Source organism: uncultured Ruminococcus sp. (genome assembly GCF_947301925.1).
GTDB lineage: Bacteria > Bacillota > Clostridia > Oscillospirales > Ruminococcaceae > Ruminococcus.
The window spans coordinates 74,907-94,132 of the sequence record NZ_CAMYUE010000010.1; the positions used below are offsets into that span (position 1 = coordinate 74,907).

General features: G+C 45.1%; 14 protein-coding genes. 5 read left to right on the plus strand and 9 right to left on the minus strand.

The window, feature by feature from the left end:
* Nucleotides 1-94: 94 nt before the first annotated feature.
* The 5 genes from Q0Y65_RS11385 to Q0Y65_RS11405 form a co-directional block, all read right to left on the minus strand.
* The gene (locus Q0Y65_RS11385) at nucleotides 95-3,028 is read right to left on the minus strand and encodes a hypothetical protein (protein WP_297959851.1); all 2,934 of its coding nucleotides are present in this window, start codon (nucleotides 3,026-3,028) and stop codon (nucleotides 95-97) included.
* Between the two features lie 492 nt (nucleotides 3,029-3,520).
* Complete coding sequence (locus Q0Y65_RS11390; RefSeq protein ID WP_297959853.1) at nucleotides 3,521-3,760, minus strand: hypothetical protein; 240 nt, start codon at nucleotides 3,758-3,760, stop codon at nucleotides 3,521-3,523.
* 268 nt (nucleotides 3,761-4,028) lie between these two features.
* Nucleotides 4,029-4,493: a hypothetical protein gene (locus Q0Y65_RS11395; protein ID WP_297959855.1), complete on the minus strand. Its 465-nt coding sequence runs from the start codon at nucleotides 4,491-4,493 to the stop codon at nucleotides 4,029-4,031.
* 206 nt (nucleotides 4,494-4,699) lie between these two features.
* Complete coding sequence (locus Q0Y65_RS11400; protein ID WP_297959857.1) at nucleotides 4,700-6,994, minus strand: ABC transporter permease; 2,295 nt, start codon at nucleotides 6,992-6,994, stop codon at nucleotides 4,700-4,702.
* A gap of 10 nt (nucleotides 6,995-7,004) precedes the next feature.
* Entirely contained in the window at nucleotides 7,005-7,709 is a 705-nt protein-coding gene (locus Q0Y65_RS11405) for an ABC transporter ATP-binding protein (protein WP_297959859.1), read from the minus strand.
* 257 nt (nucleotides 7,710-7,966) lie between these two features.
* On the opposite strand from Q0Y65_RS11405, the gene Q0Y65_RS11410 reads away from it, so the two are divergent.
* On the plus strand, nucleotides 7,967-8,407 hold the full coding sequence (locus Q0Y65_RS11410; RefSeq protein ID WP_297959861.1) for a peptidoglycan-binding protein: 441 nt from the start codon (nucleotides 7,967-7,969) through the stop codon (nucleotides 8,405-8,407).
* A 201-nt stretch (nucleotides 8,408-8,608) separates the two neighbouring features.
* Nucleotides 8,609-8,995 carry a hypothetical protein gene (locus Q0Y65_RS11415; RefSeq protein WP_297959863.1) on the plus strand — a complete coding sequence of 129 codons (387 nt, stop codon included), beginning with the start codon at nucleotides 8,609-8,611 and terminating at the stop codon, nucleotides 8,993-8,995.
* Between the two features lie 85 nt (nucleotides 8,996-9,080).
* Here the strand turns inward: Q0Y65_RS11415 and Q0Y65_RS11420 are convergent, their stop codons facing one another.
* Together Q0Y65_RS11420 and Q0Y65_RS11425 are read right to left on the minus strand one after the other, a co-directional pair.
* The gene (locus Q0Y65_RS11420) at nucleotides 9,081-10,568 is read right to left on the minus strand and encodes a nucleotide sugar dehydrogenase (RefSeq protein ID WP_297959865.1); all 1,488 of its coding nucleotides are present in this window, start codon (nucleotides 10,566-10,568) and stop codon (nucleotides 9,081-9,083) included.
* Between the two features lie 611 nt (nucleotides 10,569-11,179).
* On the minus strand, nucleotides 11,180-13,123 hold the full coding sequence (locus Q0Y65_RS11425; RefSeq protein WP_297959867.1) for a serpin family protein: 1,944 nt from the start codon (nucleotides 13,121-13,123) through the stop codon (nucleotides 11,180-11,182).
* A gap of 476 nt (nucleotides 13,124-13,599) precedes the next feature.
* Between Q0Y65_RS11425 and Q0Y65_RS11430 the strand changes: the two genes are divergently transcribed.
* Nucleotides 13,600-14,340, plus strand: a complete 741-nt coding sequence (locus Q0Y65_RS11430) for a hypothetical protein (RefSeq protein WP_297959869.1) — start codon at nucleotides 13,600-13,602, stop codon at nucleotides 14,338-14,340.
* An 18-nt stretch (nucleotides 14,341-14,358) separates the two neighbouring features.
* Nucleotides 14,359-14,892: a hypothetical protein gene (locus Q0Y65_RS11435; protein ID WP_297959872.1), complete on the plus strand. Its 534-nt coding sequence runs from the start codon at nucleotides 14,359-14,361 to the stop codon at nucleotides 14,890-14,892.
* Between the two features lie 7 nt (nucleotides 14,893-14,899).
* Here the strand turns inward: Q0Y65_RS11435 and Q0Y65_RS11440 are convergent, their stop codons facing one another.
* Together Q0Y65_RS11440 and Q0Y65_RS15785 are read right to left on the minus strand one after the other, a co-directional pair.
* Nucleotides 14,900-16,495, minus strand: coding sequence for a right-handed parallel beta-helix repeat-containing protein (locus tag Q0Y65_RS11440; protein WP_297959874.1), 1,596 nt, complete (start codon nucleotides 16,493-16,495; stop codon nucleotides 14,900-14,902).
* 286 nt (nucleotides 16,496-16,781) lie between these two features.
* Nucleotides 16,782-16,898, minus strand: coding sequence for a hypothetical protein (locus Q0Y65_RS15785; RefSeq protein ID WP_363293551.1), 117 nt, complete (start codon nucleotides 16,896-16,898; stop codon nucleotides 16,782-16,784).
* Between the two features lie 285 nt (nucleotides 16,899-17,183).
* Here Q0Y65_RS15785 and Q0Y65_RS11445 point away from each other — a divergent pair, with 285 nt between their 5' ends.
* Nucleotides 17,184-18,782 carry a dockerin type I domain-containing protein gene (locus Q0Y65_RS11445; protein ID WP_297959876.1) on the plus strand — a complete coding sequence of 533 codons (1,599 nt, stop codon included), beginning with the start codon at nucleotides 17,184-17,186 and terminating at the stop codon, nucleotides 18,780-18,782.
* Nucleotides 18,783-19,226 lie beyond the last annotated feature (444 nt).

The following is a 19,226-nucleotide window of genomic DNA, read 5'->3' on the forward strand; positions in this document are numbered from 1 at the left end:
GCTGATGATCTCAAGCTCGGGGCTCTCGTATTTCTGCATTGTTCCAGACCTCCTTATAGATTATTTATATCAACCGTATAACGGCTGAAAGCTTTTACTGTTTGCCCTTGTAGTTGATAGCTGCAAGATAGTATCTGTACAGTGCGCTCATAGCGAACAGCTCTGAATCATCTATAGGAGCTGAAATGCACTCGTAAGCGTATGACAGAGCGGAAGCCTCGAATGTGGAGGTTCCCTTTGTTGTTTTGATAGCTATGGTGTACTTGTCGCCAAGCTGATGTGCCGAGATGTTCTTTACTGTTACCTGATAGCGTCCGTCGCTGAGCTTTGTAGCTGTAGCGGCCTTGCCGTTAACGGTAACTGTTACCTTGCCCTTGTAATTCTTTGCGGGCTTGATCTTGAAGATGAGCGTTGTATCTGCGTCAAGTGCCAGTGAATAGTTCACCTTCTGGATATCCGCATTGAGAGAAGAATTCTTCTGGTAACCGGACATCTGTGATATATATGTGTTCTGCAGATTTCTGAGAGTATCCTCTGAAGCATAAGCCTTCTTCATTGCCACATGGTCAACGCCGAGGGTCCAGGGCGAGCCTGAATGCTTGCTCAGGTACTTCTGCATATAGAAGCCGTAATCGTTTACGCTCTTGATGAGCTCCCAGAGCTTAGCAGGGTCGCTGGAGTTGAACTTTTCAAGATAGCTCTCTGCGGTAGATGTAGTTGTTATGGACTGTAATGTGCCGTTATTGTCGTAGTAGTAGAGAGTAGCCTTTACGGGGTCTGCCATGGAAACTGAGTCCAGCATACAGGTGAAGCCGTATGTGGTCTTTGTGGTATTCATCTTGTTGGGGTCGAATTTAGCTGTCTGCTTCTTGCCGCATACCTCGAACTCAACGTATGAATCGGCATATCTTGTAGAGGGAAGTGTTGACAGGTCGGCGTAGAAGTTAAGACTGATGCTGCCGCCGAGAGTCATTGAGTTGTTGGTGAACTTGGGCTTTGTGCCATCCTCACAGATCTTCGCGCCGTATGCAAGGCTGTCTCCTACGCATACTGCATTTTTGTAGTTTGTTGAACCTGACTTATAGGTCTTTATAGCTGCGTCCTTGGGAGCAGCCAGATAGCAGCCGTCAAGGATTATATAACCGCTGCTTGTTCTGAGCACCTTGTTTACATAGACATTTGAGTTCTTGATGTAAATGTTTCCTGTGCCGTTAATAACAAGATAAGAGCTTCCGTCTGTTCCGTCTTCGCCTACCTGAAGATCCACATTACTGATAGTAAGATCGCAGTCATTTGCGCGCATATTGTTTACAGTGAGCTTTCCGGAGCCCTCTACCTGTGTATTGGTATATAATTCGACATGACTGCTTGACAGATTGTTGGAGTGGAGAGTGGTATCAGACATCGTAACAATATAGAAGTTCGGCATCTGGCTTTTGATAGAGTTTACATTGAGTGTCTTGCCCTTGCCGTCGAGAACAAGGATATTCAGCGGGCTGGACTGATAGAAATACATCGAGCCGCTGCCGAATGAACCGTCGCCATCGTCGAGGAGATTATACTGATTGCTTGTTCTTACCTGTGTACCGTTTATCCACAGGTCATACTTCTCATTAATAACTGTGGTGATCGAAGTCGCATAGGGTGAGCTTGCTGTCTTTCCCTTTCTGATACCGCTGCTGATATAATATACCATATCCTTGATAGTAACGGAATCGGGGATAGTAATGGTCTTGAAGCCCCTTACTGCTGCGTTTTTGTTGCTTGAATTGATATAGATATTTTTTGAATTCAATGCAAGAGAAGCACTGCTGCCTCCGAAGATACCGTAATCATTACCATATATAGACATAGATGAATTCAGCGTCAGCTTGGCGCTGCCGTTTACCTTGACAGCGTAGAAATCACCATAAACTCTGAGAGTATTGCCTTTGAATGTGGTATCCTTTGAGATATTGACACAGGGATTTGTAACGCCGTCTCCTGTATTGCTGATTTCACAGTTTGTACCCGTTGTGTTGATCGTAAGGCCGTCTATGCCTGTATTTTCGATCACAGAAGGATTACCCTCCAGAACTTTACGGTAGCTTTTCTTTACATAGAGCACCTTATTATCGGGGTCATAGCTGAATTCACCGCCGCCCAGGATATCGTCCTTGTTTGCGCTGTTTACTTCCTGACCGCATACCTTTAAGCCATCGTAAACTTCTACAGGGGGAGCATCGGGGGAAATAGTGAAATCATTCATGCGAATACCCTTACTGTTCTCTACATAATAATACCTGCTATAATCACTATAATCATATGTATAATCAAGATAGCCGTTAACAGGATCAGTTATATGGCAGCCATTTAGTTTTACCTCATAAGTAAGCTGACTAGCCCACCATTCTTTTTCCTCACTGAAAGAATAAATGAAGTAATCCGAAAGGTCAGCAGTAATTGTTGAATAGTTGATATGGACATTTCTGATATAATCATTGTAAGGAGCAAGAGCAATATTTCCCTTAAAATGTACTTCTACGTCATCGAAATAAAATTCATCGGCTTCAATACACGCAAACGATATGGATTCGATATCCAGCCTGCCGCCTGTGATTGTCAGCTTGCCGTCAATATGCATAGGATCATTAGCATAATCTCCCGAGTCGTCATCTGAAATGAATTTTACATAACTACAGTCAATGCTAAGGTTAAGATCCTGCCTATATGTTCTTATAATGCTTTCGCCTGAACCGCCGCTGCCCACAGGGCGAAGAACAGGAGATTTATTGCCGCGCTGTGTGATATGAAGAGTGTTTGTGTTGTGATCATAGGTGAACTTTGCGGCTGTCTTTCCGCCTGTTACGTCATTCTCGTTGGTGCTTGTCACCTGTGTACCCATTACCCAAATATTATAATTTGTAGCTGCCTCCGCCTTAACAGGTCTGAGGTTCGGCAGCATTACGGCCATAAGAAGCAGCGCCGTAAGCATTGTGAATATCACGGCAAGTGATATCCGCTTTTGTGTTTGTGTGTGTTCTTTCATAACTACCTCCTAAATATATTATTTATGTCCTGCCGCACAGCGGTAATGACCATAATAATATAAAAAGGCACCTGCGGTCAGCTCCTGTGCTGACCGAAAAGTGCCTGTTTTTTGTTATTTACTGTGCGTAAGGGCGCAGTTATAGCCTGTGCTGTATACAGAATACCTGCCAGTGAAATATGTACCGAATGAACCTCTCATATAAACCGCCCCCAAAGCATAAAATCAAAGCTCTGTAAAAAAGAAAAATCATAAGTATATTCTATCACGAATTATACCGCAAGTCAATGCATTATTGTGCTATATATGACAGAATATTGATATGGTTACTTGTTGATTATAACTGCTGCTGAGTTGAAAACGGCATTTATTAGTTGATACATATTATTATACACCAAAGAGGTTCATTTGACAAGATGACATTTGTAAATAAAATAGTGACATTTGTCACTTCTTGACATTAAAGCAAAAAAGCTCCGAGGGGGGCTGTGTTTATTTTTCAATTGCGTCAGTTATTGTAGTTTCCACGGCAAGTGACGCTGCTTCCGTTGTAGTAGTTGTTGTCTGACTGCTGTCCGCAGATGATGTTGTCTCCTGTGTGATGCGTGTATAATCGTCAATGCTCATCATTCCTCCTTCATATGGTGTATGCTCCTCATAACAAGCATAAGTCAAACCGGCAGCAGCTGTACAAGCCAGGAGTGCGGCTATTGCTTTTGTATACTTTCTCATATATTATTCCTCCGATATTGTTTTATAGCAGAGATATTGACTTTCCCTGCCTTACAAAACGTTCTGCTTACTATATATGTGACGCAAAATGAATGATATGTTGCATCAATGATTTGATTTCGGCAGTTTGCACATATCAGCAGCAGTTTTTTAGTGCACAATAACATAAATCAAGTCATTTTAAGGGGGGCTACCGGCTTTTATCATTAATACGATATACGAAAAAACGCCGATAGGCATACTTGCCCTGCCACCGTTACTTATGCAATTATTCAAAATCCATATCCATAAACTCATTGATACTATGAGGATTGCTGTCATCAGGAAATGTTACGAAGCTGTCAGCGCCATGGTTTTCAGCTATTTTTATTATTTCATCTCTGGTCTTTCCGCTGCCTCTGCTCTTTTTCCTTTGTTCCCATACAGGGCTTCCCCATGAGACCGTGGTCGAAACTACGTTTACATAGCTGAACCCTTTATCGTCCTTATAGACATAAGTCTCATAAGTCTGCTCCCCGACGCCGCCGTGAAATACTGCAATACAGCCTTCTTCAACACAGTCGGGATCGGTATCCGGTTCTTCGGCCCTGGCAGCAGTGATTATTTCATTTGCGGCAATCCCGATAACCTGATCTGCTGCGGCAAGGCTGTTTTCCGTATTATCGGCAGCTTCAACACCACAGGACGCAAGGATCATGCTAAAGGCTCCCAGTGTGATCAACAGTCGTTTCATGAGCGGTTCCCCCTTTAAATGACATTCTGTTATATATGTGTCATTTCAGGCGTGATTTGTTGACTGGGGAGTTTATTTTCGGCATCTTAGCCATATCGGCTATCACTCTTTAGTGCATAATGACAGTGATAACATATGCCGCACCCAACGGAAGTCCCGTAATACAGCTGCCGTGAGACATTCGCTCCGGACTGCTTGCAGGAGGTTTATTCCATGCCCTTCAGGACTTCTACCATATCTATCCTTTTTATCCTGCGTGAGAACATGAAGCTGACAAGCACGGATACCGTCATTACAAATACTGCCGAGATAATATACGTTGTGGGCGCAATATAGCACGGCCAGTCCACAGCGTCGCCGTTTGAGTCCATCATAGCCTGCAAAGGCACACGTCCGAGGGGCAGTCCGCATATCACTCCGATGATGGACAGCCACAGATTCTGCGTGGAAAGCAGCCTGCGTATGGCGCCGCTTTTAAAGCCGAGAACTTTAAGGGTCGCGAACTCCTTTTCGCGTTCATTGAATGAAAGATTTCCCGAATTATAGAGAACTATTACTATCAGCAGAACCGAGAATACCACCATGAAATATACGAGAAGGTTCATTATCTCCATCATCTTGTCAAACGCCGCGATAAGGTCCTTCATGCTGTGAACAGCGGAAACGCATTCATTACCGGCAGCTTTTTCGCAGTTGTTCTTCGATACCAGCATTACAGGACGGAACGTCATATCCGCCTTTTCGTAATCCTCACGCAGCATGGTGATACCCGTTATATTCGGGTGGCGTGAGATCCGTCCTATCCTGCTTTCGTTCCATTTACTGCCTGTTGCAGTTTTCCAGTACACCTTGTCTCCCTCTGAAAGCCCGAGCTTTTTCGCCTGTTTCATAGTAAGAGCAACTGTGCCTTTCGGGATAGGTGTAGTGTTCAGTTCCGTATCGGATACACAGTAGAGCTGTTCTCCCTCGGTAACTGCAAGCTTACAGCTTATGATACCGTCAGAGGTCGGATGATCCTTTGCAGCAATGGATACAGCCTCCATAGCCACAAGCTCGCCGTCAGTTTCCTTTTTCAGATCCTCCGCCTGTTGGGGAGTGCAGCTGTCATTCAGAATGACCTGATACTCATAATTCTGGATATCGCGGAAATACCAGTCACGGACATAATCGACCGTATCATAAGCGCCAAGTCCCAGCTCCATTATCATCATGCCCATGCAGGTACCGAAAACGCCCATAAACGCACGCATTTTCGAGCGCGATATATCACGGAGATTATACCTTACATTGAAACCGAGCTTCTTCCAGAACGGCAATTTCTCAAAAATACAGGGCTTTGCAGTTTTTGCAGCCGCAGGTCGGAGCGCCTCCGACGGGTGTATCTTCAGTATCTGCTTGCAGCTTAAATATGCAGTTCCTGTGCAGATAAGAACAAGAACCGCCGCAACAATGACGCTTTTATAACTGAATCCCGGCTGCCAGTCGGGAAGCGTGTAGAACTGACTGAACATATTAACCATGAGTCTGCCGAAGGTCAGCACACCGAGAATAATACCAAGCACACAGCCTGTTACCGACAGCACAAAGCTGTAGCTGAGATAATGGAACAGTATCTTCCGCTTTTTCATGCCGAGAGCGTTAAGCGTTCCTATCTGCGTTCTCTGCTGTGCTATCATACGTTTCATTGTGGTTATGATAACAAGAAGCGCGATCGCAACAAATACAAAGGAGAATATGTACGAAAAGCTGTCATGCTGTGCAAGCTCGTCCGAAAGCTGATACCAGCCCCGAATACTGTTCCTGTCAGCAAGATAAGCATAATTATCATCCAGAGCATTTGCGATATCGTCCTCATAGCCGAGCGCTTTGCCGTCACAGGTAAAGATGATCTCGTTGTTGACACGCATTTCCTCCGGCAGGACTTTCTGCGATAAATAGGCAAATCCAATGTTATGAAAGTCCGTATCGGTATCAGTCGAGGCGCAGGCAAATTCGTATTCGGGAGTTACGATAAGTCCCTTCACCTCTTTTTCAATATCAAGTCCCATTGCATGGACTGTAAATTTGTCACCGACTTTTATCCCCCATGTTTCGGCAAATCTGCTGAACAGCCACAAACCGTCCTCATCATTTGCATTGAAATCAGCACCGTCAACTGTACGCGGCACAGTTACATCTGCGTTGGCCTGAAAATAACAGTACATTTCCGCAGTGTTGTATTTTTCATCGGCTTTTCCGAGCACCTCAGTGCGCCGCTGAACTTCTTTGATACCGCTGATATCAGCAATTTTTCCTGCCTGTTCCTCGCTGAAATCCGCACCGTATATCCAGCCGTCGGCAAAGTTTGAACCGCTTTCAAAATCCGCTCTCGCCTTGTTACCGCCGATGACATTTGCCTGAAATCCCGTATAGCACCACATGGCAATAAGCGACAGCAGCATGATCGAAAAGAACTGTGCAAGGTTTGCCCTGATGTCACGGAGCATTTTACGTCTTAACATTACCTGCACCTCACCATTCGATATCGTTCACGGACAGCGGATTTTCATTGGTCTTTACAGACTTTATCCTGCCGTTTCTCATATGGATTATGCGGTTCGCACACTTTGCGATATCCGCATTATGAGTAACAAGGATCACCGTATTTCCGTGCTCTGTGGAAAGCTTTTGCAGAAGGTCGATAACAAGCTTTCCCGTTTCCGAATCAAGTGCTCCTGTGGGCTCATCTCCGAGGATTATCTTCGGATCTTTGGCGAGAGCTCTCGCAATAGATACTCTCTGCTGCTGACCGCCTGACATCTGCGTCGGAAACTTGTTCTTCTGATCGGCAAGTCCCACACGTTCAAGCATTTCATCCGCGCTGAGCGCAGATCTCTTTATGTCCTTGACAAGAGCAACGTTTTCATATGCCGTAAGTCCGGGAAGAAGATTATAGAACTGGAATATGAAACCGATTGTATCCGCACGGTACTCCGAAAGCTGCCTGTCGTTATATGAGGATATTTCTTTGCCGTCAACAATGACCTTTCCCTCAGTCGGTACGTCCATTCCTCCCAGCATATTCAGCACAGTGGACTTTCCGGCACCCGATTGTCCGAGGATAACAACAAATTCTCCTTTTTCTATAGTAAAGCTTACATGATCTACTGCGACCTGTTTTCCCTCGCCCTTACCGTAAATTTTCACCACGTCCCTGAATTCAACTGTCGTTGTCATTCTGATTCCTCCTTATTTCTGTTAGTGAACGCAAACTGATAATATGATTATAGCATATACTAACATAAATTTCAAGATGCTTTCATAATAAAAGCCGTCCTGCGTTTCTGACGTCCCCCTGATAACCAATATCAGGTAAAACAGCAGCGATTATATTCCATATTAAGTTACACTTGACGAATACAACTATTTATGATATTATATGCACATAAGGCTGAATCATTTGCCTTAAATACTATGCAAAGGATGTAACACAAATGAAACACACTATCAAAACAATCTCAGCAATCGCAATGGCATTCACTCTCCTCGGAACAGGTACAGCCATTACAAAAACTCTCTCACCTAACACTGAAACAAACTTAACAGCAACGGCAGCATCCGGTGATACTGATGTTTGGCGTTACACTATGCCAGACTCTAACGAATGCATAGGCTACGGAAGCAGAGGCGATAAAGTAAAGTGGATACAAGCTGCTTTAAACTATATCTCAGAATACAACTGGTACCTGGGCGAGCCTCTGACAGTTGACGGTATTTACGGTAAAAAGACAAAACAGCGTGTTAAGGACTTGCAGAACTATGTAAACAGCGTATACAAAAAAGAAGGAATACCGCTTTTAAAGGTTGACGGAATATTTGGCCCCAAGACTTATTACGCAGCCTGTTTATGCCTGGACTGCTGCGATTGTCACTGATCTTCAGGGCAGCATCACGCATTTGAAGCACCATAACAGAATAAAAGCTCTCCCCGGTATAACCGAGGTGCTTATATAGAAGTTTATGCGTAATTATCGGGGACAAACCATGAAAAATATGATATCCTGTACCTATGGAGCATCTGCAGGCTTTATTGCTTAAAAAACACAGATCACACAGTTTGAGTCAAGGAGTTAATTATGAAAACACATAAAAAAGTTCTTATAAGCATACTTGCCGTACCGCTGTTGCTGATATTCTTTGAAGTCTTCGGTATGATCGTCAATCACGCCTCGACAGGTATCCAGACAAACCGCCTGCGCCGTGAGATCATTGATACAATCCCCAATACAGAGATCATATCCGTTGAATCCGAAACCGGCAATACCACAGGTACAGGAAATCATGTGGACTGCCTGACGCGCATCACTTTCACCTCTGATCTGTCCCTTTCTGAAGTTCAGAATAAACTCAGCAAGTCCTGCAAAGGGAATGACTGCTATGTCAAAGGGACTGATAAAGCAGGAGAATACCTCTTTTTTCTGCGTAAGCACGCACCATTCTCCGGCAATATAGAGGGTCATTAACAAGCAGTTCTGTACAGAAAAAACATTGAAAAAAGCTCCCTGAGGAACAACTCAGGGAGCTTTCGTTATGTTAATCTTTCTGTTCTCAGTCTCTCTTGAAAATATCTCGTGTGTATACCTTATCTGCCACGTCATCAAGCACACTGTCATAACGATTTGCCACGATGCAGCCGCACTTCTTCTTGAACTTCTTCAGATCGTTGACAACAAGAGAGCCAAAGAATGTGCTTCCGTTTTCAAGGGTAGGCTCATAGATGATGACTGTTGCACCTTTTGCCTTGATACGCTTCATAACGCCCTGTATGGAGGACTGGCGGAAGTTGTCACTGTTTGATTTCATAGTGAGGCGGTATACTCCGATGACGACCTCCTTTTCCTTATCACGGTTATATGCCCCCTCAGAATAACTGTAAGCGCCTGCTATACCAAGTATACGATCAGCCACGAAGTCCTTTCGTGTTCTGTTTGATTCAACGATCGCAGACATCATATTCTGCGGAACGTCCTGATAGTTTGCCAGGAGCTGCTTTGTATCCTTTGGCAGACAGTAACCGCCGTAACCGAAGGAGGGATTGTTATAATAGTCGCCTACTCTCGGGTCAAGACAAACGCCTTTTATGATATTGGCTGTATTCAGCTCTTTTACTTCTGCGTAGGTATCAAGCTCGTTAAAGTAGCTTACACGGAGGGCAAGGTAAGTATTAGCGAAGAGCTTTACCGCCTCCGCCTCCGTAGTTGCCATAAACAGTACAGGGATATCGGTCTTTATGGCGCCGTGCTGAAGAAGATCTGCAAATTCCTCAGCCGATTCTCTGTTGTTATCATCAGAACCGACTATGATACGGCTGGGATAGAGGTTATCATAGAGCGCCTTTGATTCACGGAGAAACTCAGGGCTGAAAATGATGTTGTCCATGCCCAGCTTTTCGCGCACCTGTACTGTGTAACCGACAGGAATAGTGGACTTGATGACAACTGTTGGCTTGTTTTTCTTCTTTGCTGTTACCTTCTTGATAAGCTCAAGCACCGACTCTACAGCCGAACAGTCAAAGAAATTGGTCTTAGGATCATAGTTTGTAGGAGCTGCAACTATTATGAAGTCAGCTTCCTTATATGCGGATTCTCCGTCTGTTGTTGCTTTGAGAGACAATTTGCGTTCCTCATGTTCCGCAAGATACTTTTCGATATAATCATCCTGAATTGGACTTGTCCAATTGTTAAGCAGCTCCACCTTCTCAGGTATGATATCCACAGCTGTAACATCGTTGTGCTGTGCAAGCAGAACTGCAAGAGACAGACCGACATATCCTGTACCTGCAACAGCGATCTTCCTGCGCTCCACAGGAGCTGCAGCAACTTCGTCGTCAACAAAAAGGTCTTTATAGTCGAAGTCCAGGACCTCTGACAGTGCAAGAAGCTGATCGACAGAAGGACTGTAATCCCTGCTTTCAAGCCTTGTGAACATTGTACGGTTGATACCGGTCTTTTCAGACAGAGCAGTCTGTGACATACCTATTGACTTTCTCCTGCTTATAACAGTTTCGGCAAGCTTCTCCAAAGATAAGTGTTTCATAAGTACCTCCTGTATTATTATGTCACTATAAGTGACAACAATTCTGATATGATCCACAAATATATTATAGCACTTGTTCCTGTGAAAGTCAATGAATATGTTGTGAATAATTTCAGGGCATCGGGATTACTGCACAAGTCATGCGCGCCGAATGATGTTATTAATGACATTCAGCGTCAGCCATAATTCATTATCCCTTTTATAATGAACTATGTCACTGATCCCGATAAATCTGCGGATAACCATGAAAAATATGAGAAATCCGCTCCCAAAACAGTGAAAGGCATTTTGAAAAAATGCGAACTGAAACGGAGCTTCCTCCATAACAAAAGAAAACCGGGTATAACCCCGGTTTTCTTTGAATACTGATTTTTACTGCATATCTGAGCTGACCAGCAGCTGTGCAGCTGCTGTGTTATCTGCCAGAATATCTCCGATAGCGATATTACTTCATTGATGAGTTGACAAGAAGCTGCTCTAAACTGTATCTCGGAATACAACACATATTTGAAGCACTATAACAGAATAAAATCTCTCCCAGGTATAACCTGGGAGAGATTTTGTATTTATTCTTATGAGGGCTATAAAACAGGTTCCCTTTATGAAATGTATCACTTTTCCTCAAGCTGGGTAGCTGCACCGATGAACAGAGGAACGTTGTTCTTATCGACTATCATGTAGACAAAGGGTCTGTCAAGCTCGATATGGACCTTTTTCTTCTCAATAGGCATTCCGGCACCTGCACCCATGCTTACAGATGTTACCGCAGCTGCCTTTGTGCCCTTTTCCGTTACCTCGATCTTGGTCTTGTGCAACACATCGTCTATGTAGAGAGGAAGTGCTCCTTCAACAGTGAGATCGTTCATTCTTGAGAAATCGGCAGCCCCGACATCAAATGCCTTCTCCATTCCCAGCGTTTTGAGTATCTCCTTCAGGGACTTGTCGTAGTTGTACTTGAACTTGGGGATCATTACATAAAGATCTACCGTGTCGGGATCCTCATATTCCTTCAAACCGTCAACAAGAGTCTTTCCGTCCAGCTCCCGGATAAAGGTGTCAAAGTCAACGTCCTCATGAGGAAGGATACCTACAAAGCTGTAATTACCGTTTTCATAATTCTTTTTAAAGGCATCTGCATTGCCAAGGTCGAAGTACATATACTCCTTGCTGTCCAGACGCTTGATGGGATGCTTACCGCCCTCCAGATCAGTGAATTCGCCGTCAGTTGAATAGGTATACGGACTTGCCCATTCTGCCTCGAAGTAAAGTGTATTTATCAGCATCATCATTGCATTTGATTTGATACTGTCTTCTCTGAGCAGTGTGGGTATCATTCCCTTGGTATTCTTATTTACCCAGCTGTTCACGTCCTTGACCGTGCTTGTATCAAAGGGACTCTTATAGATCTCGGAATTATAGTACTTCTTGTTGGTCTCCAGGAACTCATCGAGCACCTTTAACGTAGGATCGTCCCTGAACCATATAGAGTCTGCAAGGTAGACCTTTTCTTTCTTCTCATCGGGAAGTCCGCTGATATACTTAGCCATGTAATTGTTGATATCATCAATGGAAAGACCGCTTCCCAGCACCTTTTCCATCTCTTCCAGAGTCTCGCCGTCAGCACCGTTTGCAGTCATTGAAAGTGCGGAGGAAACCGAAAGCGGTGAAAGAAGCAGATTGCCTTTATTATCGCCCTCGTCCTCATAGCAATTCTTCAGCAGATCAACTCCGAAATCCATCTCGGCCTTGGCGAAGTCATCATCGATATCCTTTCCTTCTGCTGCCTGCACCGTAACTGTATTGTCAAGGCGGATACTTCCTATATTTGAAGCGCCGTTGAAATCCTTCACGCTGCCCAGAACAAAATCTCTTACCTGCTGCATATCGTCCACGGTTATCTCTGTATCCATGTCGACGTCGGCATTCAGGAACTGATCCGAGGTGAGCTTATTGGAGAGATTGCCTGCGATATACTTCTGGTAGGTGACGATGTCGAAGGAATCGATAACACCGTCATCGTTTATATCGCCGTAGATATGCTCATTGGGATCCGATACCGAGAGGATACGGCTCACAAAATAATCTCTGTTGCGGTGACTGCCCCAGTACCCGCTGGCATCGGTAATATCATCATACTCGGTATATGCAGCAAATTTGATATTCACTCTTGATTCAGGCTCCAGCTCATGGGCAAGATTTACGTTTTCATCTGCAAACCATACTGCCCGCTCCACAACGCCCGAGTCCGTATATGCCGGATATGAAGACAGATGTATCTCCTTCCTGTCATCATAGCTGAAGTGATTGCTGCCTCTTGATGGGATAAGCTCAATTGAGATATCGTATTCCCATATATCGACATTGCAGATATAGGCGTCAAGGAACTCATATTCATACATACCGGTTTCCGGGTTGTAATTATCGGGATATGTAACATCGTTTTCCGCTGCAATAACAGGAGCTGCCGATGGTATAGCTCCTCCTGCAAAGCCAAATAAAAAAACAGAACCGATGATACCTGCCGCCGTTCGTTTAATAACTGCTGTCCTTTTCATAATAGCATACCTCCTGTATCATGTTTCGGATATAACAATCCATGTAAAAAGTATATCATCTTTTTTGTCTGATGTCAATAAAAACAATGCTCATTTGTTGACTTTTTCGGCGATCCGCCAATGGCTTCAACAAAAATAATACATCTGAAGTGCAGCATCATGTCATTTGAGACTTTTCTTCACATAAAAATATCCACCATTGATATCAAAAAATAAATAAATGTGATATGTCAGACCTTATCCATCGAATAGTTTCTCTCTGGATCCGGTATATCCTCCGCTTGACTCAAAGCTGTATACAGCTTCGGTCCAGACCACGGATACAGATGATGTTCCTATTATGCGCATTACAGACAAACATAAAGCCGGCATATGATGATTCATTGCCCTGAAACAAAAAACATCACATATTCAATTCAAAACAGTAAGAAATGTCAAAACTGCAGAATTAATCCTATTAAACAGCAATTATTACGTTGACATATGAGGTACAGGAAATAAGCGAACGGTATAATACAGTAAAGGACGCCGACAAGCAGACAATCTCAATAAGCATTGAAGAGGAAACACTGCTGGATATACCTGTGGCCGATCTGTACGGAAGGTACATCAACATCTCCTATGAGCCTGCCACAGATGCAGACGCAAAGGTCATAGAAAGCTATGAAAAGATAACAGAGGTTCCCGCGGCAAGCGTTAATGTGGTTCCTGTGGTGACTGTCGGAGATGAGAAGTTCAGATCAAAGGTCAGCTGCCATCTGGGAGAATGCCAGACAATGACCACATATGTAAATGATAATACCCCGAATACCGTAAAACTTGACAGCACGCTTGTGAGCGGTTCCGTATACGCCCTTAACCTTGACCTGAACGTAATATCATCTGTCGAGGGTGAATACGCCGAAGGAAAGCTGAAGGCCGCCGCTGAAAAGGAAAGCGCCGGGGGAGTGTATCCCGTTGATGTGCTGGGAGCCATAGCAGGCTACGCCGGCAGATATTACTTCACACTCTGCGATGCACAGAATCAGGTCTATGCAGCCATGGAGAATATCAGCTCGTCAAGACATCTTGCAGTTGCTGTAACGGGATATCAGTTCGGTATCAGGAAGGCCGGTATCAACAGCGAATTCCTTGATACAGGTCATTTCTTCATAGATGTTGCATACAACTGCACTACATCAGTAAGCCTTGACGGCGATAAGAACAAGGTCAGGTAGTACAACCTTGAAACAGGAATGTCAGAGTCAAACTTTGAGGACAGTATATGGGCTGAGATCACAGGCACCGATCAGCCATGTGTATCAACTCTTTCCGTAATGGCTGCCGCAGCCGAAAACGACATTGCTCCTGTTTACATCACAGCTAAAAATGCAGATTCTGTGCTTGCGGAATGCAGCATAGACGACTATATCAAGGAAGCTGTAAAGAGCCATGCGGACAACGATGAGCTCGTTATCCTTATCCCCGAGCTGATCACCATCGGCGACTGGACAGGAACCTCATATATTGCCATGGAACCCGAAACAGGCATAGCTTCGTTCATGATCTCTGACGGCACAGCAGGCGGAGCTTCACCCAATATAGATATCAGCTCTGCCGATTCAGATATATCGGATATGCTCATCTCGCTGAATATCCAGCTTTCTTATATGAACAGAGCCATTGCCATGGTAAATGCCGTTAAAAACTTCGGCGCCGCAGCTGAAGCAGAAGAAGGCGATCTTAACACTTCATGTATTTATTCTTATCAGAGCATGAAGATAATCTGACTTTATGTCACTTTTCCTCAGACTGAGCGGACGCACCGACAAACAGAGGAGCGCTGCGGAACCATGCCTCCACCAGTGAAACTCCGTTCTTATCCTGTTTTTCAGAACCATTGAGATAGTTCCAGATCTCCAGATCTGCCCTTGTGACAGACTCAGGGAATTCAAGCTCAAGTTCTGTCTCCCCTGCTCCGTTCAGCTCAATTTTACCAAGGGAAAACTGTATCCACTTGCCGGTTTTGCCTGTTTCCCCGTTTACGAAATCAGGATCCCAGTACCCCCAGCCAACGTCCACTACACAATCGGGAGCCGCTTTCAGCTTCACATGGAGAGTATGTCCGCCCAGACCGTCTGTAAAGCGCCATTTTCCGGTGTCCTCCATGTTGTAGTTCACATAGTACTTCGCCTCAGGGCACTCGTCCGACAAAAGCTCTCTGCGCAGCATACACATATCATATACATCGAGCTCTCCGTCTTCACAGACATCAGCGTTTTTCCATGATATACAGCCATGTACAGGCTTTGCCAGAAGAAAGTCCCGCAGGGTCTCTGCATCGGTCTTATCCAGCAGACCGTCTGCGTTCACATCACCTTTCATGGAAATATCCAGCACATCTGTCACCTTGTTGCCCGTTACGGCAGTACACTCCGGCTCGCTGCCATTCCTGAACGCATAGGAAGCGCAGTTCCATCCCTTAACAAGAGTTATCTCATCGGTATCCATGTAAAACATATTGTCATAGATACGGTTGTTCTGCCCCCAGCCTTCCACTGCCATATACAGATCTACCGCATACAGCACCTTATCATTGCCATTCCGGTATCCTATATTATTGCGGATTATCGCGTCGTTTCCCTTTACCTCCACGAAGCTGTCCGCGCCGTTTTTTCCCTGTATGCCTGAGCCGTCAAAGGTGCAGTCCTCTACAAGAGTGCCGAGTGTATACTCCTTTATGTCAACGCAGTCCGCCCCTACATTGGATATCCTGCAATTTCTGACTGTATTGTAATGGCAGTCAAAGCCGTACTCCTCAGTGCCCTTTGCGCTGCCGATATATATGCCCTCACCGTACTGTGGACTTACAGTTCCGCAGTCGTGGACACAGCAGTTTTCAATAAGGCAGCGGCTGGTATTATCACGGAGATGTATGCCCTCAGAGCCGATATTATATACCTCGCAGCCCGTGATAGTCGAATGGCTTGCTTTGTCGAGAACGATGCCCTTTCCGGCCTCGCAGGCGATGATATTCTCAATATTCCAGTATTCACCCATAATATGGAGAGCGATCTTATTCTCCTGCGTCACTCCGCAAATCACCGCAGGATCTTCGGGATCTGCGCTGCAAATAGTAATAGGCAGTGCAGCTGTACCGCTTGCCTCAGAAAAGAATGCTGCCCAGTTGCCCTTCCATACGTCATTCTGATAGGTACCGGGAGCGAGAACTATCCTGTCTCCCGGCTTTGCATCTGCAAGAGCCGCATGGAGCTCATCTGCAGTTGCAACATTTACATCGCGGAAGCCTTCGGCGTCCACAACTATAGGGATATTGCCGCACATAAGTGCAGCCGCAGCAATTACAGAAAAAAAGATAAAACGCTTTTTCATCCCAATCACCTCCGGAAATACGATCCCGACCAGAAACTCTTTTGTTTCGGGTCTTCCGACAGCTCATAATATATATTTTGCAGGAACAAGTTGTATCATCATCTCACGCTGTCAGTCATTCACATACATGATACGCAGAAGTCATCTCCCATCAGCTTTCAGTCCCTTCCACAGTTCCGGCCTACATGGACTTTTTGCCCGACTCTGCATTTTATTCTCTGTCATCAGTATAGCACAAATTATCAGTTTTGCCAATACCGCATCATAAAGTTTTATATCCTGACTTTTATGTCAGATAATCATATATGTCGGAGCTAAGATTTCCCGCGTCATCATACTGATATGAAGTGCCGTTTTCCGAAATGAGCTGGTTGAGCTCGTCATAATTGCAGGATACTACAATTCCGTTTGCACCATATAGATGTAGCTCGCAGAAGAATCATTTGCATCTGTTACCTTGATAAGCTTACCGCTCGGGACTCAAATCCTGAGCGGTAAGCTTTGTCAGTATGGTCTCTTGAAAACAGACTATGGTTGTGCTATAATAACTATATTGAATAGACAAGAAGCCTGACTACAAATAATAAACCTACAACCGAAGAAAAACTGATTCCTGACCGCGGCATCTGCCGCAGCATCAGAAAATACACACAAAGAACTTATGTAGACAGCTCAGGAGGTTACTATAATGAAAAACAGATCACTCAAGGGCATAGCCTGTATCCTTTCCGGAGTCATGACTTTGGCGATGCTGCTTGCAAATAACAGCTATAACGCTCAAAATGAACAGACAGTTTTTGCTGAAACGATATCTGATACTCACATCGAAGGCACATACATCAGCGGCGATGTTAATGCTGACGGCAGTTTTGATACAGAAGATGTGGTGCTGCTCCAGAAATGGCTGCTTGCCGTTCCTGATACTGATCTCGCTGATTGGAAAGCAGCTGATTTCAGCAAGGATGAGATATTAGATGTGTTCGATCTTTGCCTGATGAAGCGAGCCTTGTTTGCGAAAGACAAAATAGATGAAAACGAGCTTATCCCGCCGCCTATCAGCGCAGTCAGTCCGCCCCTGCCCTGTGTCGGGGAATCGCGTGTGCTGATGATCGCGCTCAGCTTCCCGGACGCACAGCAAGAGTACTCCGCAGATGAACTGCAAAATATGTGTTTCGGGCCCTCAGACCCACAGTCTCCGAAGTATCCGCTGGAAAGCATCAGCGGATACTATTCCCGCGCTTCCTACGGCAGACTGAATATGACCGGCAAGGTCTACTCCTACACTGCCAAATATGAGATAGATGCCTATATGCAGACTGATCCGCGGAAAGTCGACCACCGCACACGCGACGATCTTCTGGATGAGGTCCTTGAAGCATTGGACGATACCATTGACTACAATGATTATGATCTCAACAAGGACGGCATTCTTGATACCGTCGTTCTGGTGCTGCCGAAGGAGGCTAATAGCCGAGATGCCAACGCTGACGGCAAAAAGGACTGGGTTCCATGCTCCGGCCCCTATTACGGCTATGCAAAGCATGACGGCGTCAAGCCGACCGAAATGTGCATCGGCGCAAGCGATGCGAGTTACACCACCAAATTCAACAAAACATGGATCCATGAGCTCGGTCACGCGATGGGGCTGCCGGACTACTATAAGGTTATCACCAACAACCCGCACGATCAGGAAGGTCTGACTGGTCTGACCGGCTGGGAGATGATGGACGATGCCGACGGCGATTTTTCGGCATTCTCCAAGCTGATGTACGGGTGGTTCAAGGGCAATGAGGTGCAGATCTACAACGGCGGCACCCAGACCTATGAGCTGAAAACGATGCAGGATACGCCGAACTGTGTGCTCATCCCGCGCGGCGATCTGAACGGCTTCCACAGCGAATATTTCATCGTCGAATTCAATACCCCCACTGTCAACAATTCAACGATGTTCGCCGGGGATAACCGGCTTTGCCTGTTCCGGCAAGGCGGCGTGCGCGTGCTCCACTGCAATGCCGAGCTCTACGAGAAAGGCAGCAATGTGTCGCTGAAATGGCGTATCAACAGCAAATACTATGATCGCACCAACGAGAAGCAGCGCGTGCTGCGTGTCATCAACTACAACAATATGTTTTTCAATGACGGCAAAGTCATTAACAATGAGACAAGCGGCTTTGCGTGGTACGATGAAAACGGCGACCGGACGGTCGATCCGGGCATCACGATCACAGTCAGCGATTTCGATGAAAACACCGGCTGCAAGATCACCATTGCCCCTGCTTCTGAATGAGGATAAATGATTTCATTTGATGCTATCCTCAAGTAAATCAGAAATTTTATCACGAATTTCTTCAACTTCACAAGCTAATAGAATTTCTGATGATGTTTGATAGTTAAGCCAATTTTCGGAATGAATGGTCAAATCAACTTTGCACCATTCAACATTCCATTTTTCAAGAGTGCTTTTTCTATAGTTTTAACACGAAAATGAAATTCAATTCCGTCTAAATCTAAATTAAGCTGCATATAATCACCGACTAAAAAAAGTTCCGCCTCTCGCAAAAGGCGGAACTACGCGGAATACGCCGCATTTGGTTTGACGCAGCGTGTGGGATTCACCCCCACGTCCCTCAAGGGGCATCATGATTTCGAACAAATAGAAAACGTCCCATTTGGTCACTAACCGTCTTAAAAATCCACCATTTTATCCATGATTTTCGAGCATTTCCGCCCC

What these genes read in the sequence shown, in the direction of transcription:
- Q0Y65_RS11385 (WP_297959851.1), bottom strand. Translation starts at nt 3,028, where the DNA reads ATGAAAGAACACACACAAACACAAAAGCGGATATCACTTGCCGTGATA.
- Q0Y65_RS11390 (WP_297959853.1), bottom strand. Translation starts at nt 3,760, where the DNA reads ATGAGAAAGTATACAAAAGCAATAGCCGCACTCCTGGCTTGTACAGCT.
- Q0Y65_RS11395 (WP_297959855.1), bottom strand. Translation starts at nt 4,493, where the DNA reads ATGAAACGACTGTTGATCACACTGGGAGCCTTTAGCATGATCCTTGCG.
- Q0Y65_RS11400 (WP_297959857.1), bottom strand. Translation starts at nt 6,994, where the DNA reads ATGTTAAGACGTAAAATGCTCCGTGACATCAGGGCAAACCTTGCACAG.
- Q0Y65_RS11405 (WP_297959859.1), bottom strand. Translation starts at nt 7,709, where the DNA reads ATGACAACGACAGTTGAATTCAGGGACGTGGTGAAAATTTACGGTAAG.
- Q0Y65_RS11410 (WP_297959861.1), top strand. Translation starts at nt 7,967, where the DNA reads ATGAAACACACTATCAAAACAATCTCAGCAATCGCAATGGCATTCACT.
- Q0Y65_RS11415 (WP_297959863.1), top strand. Translation starts at nt 8,609, where the DNA reads ATGAAAACACATAAAAAAGTTCTTATAAGCATACTTGCCGTACCGCTG.
- Q0Y65_RS11420 (WP_297959865.1), bottom strand. Translation starts at nt 10,568, where the DNA reads ATGAAACACTTATCTTTGGAGAAGCTTGCCGAAACTGTTATAAGCAGG.
- Q0Y65_RS11425 (WP_297959867.1), bottom strand. Translation starts at nt 13,123, where the DNA reads ATGAAAAGGACAGCAGTTATTAAACGAACGGCGGCAGGTATCATCGGT.
- Q0Y65_RS11435 (WP_297959872.1), top strand. Translation starts at nt 14,359, where the DNA reads ATGTCAGAGTCAAACTTTGAGGACAGTATATGGGCTGAGATCACAGGC.
- Q0Y65_RS11440 (WP_297959874.1), bottom strand. Translation starts at nt 16,495, where the DNA reads ATGAAAAAGCGTTTTATCTTTTTTTCTGTAATTGCTGCGGCTGCACTT.
- Q0Y65_RS11445 (WP_297959876.1), top strand. Translation starts at nt 17,184, where the DNA reads ATGAAAAACAGATCACTCAAGGGCATAGCCTGTATCCTTTCCGGAGTC.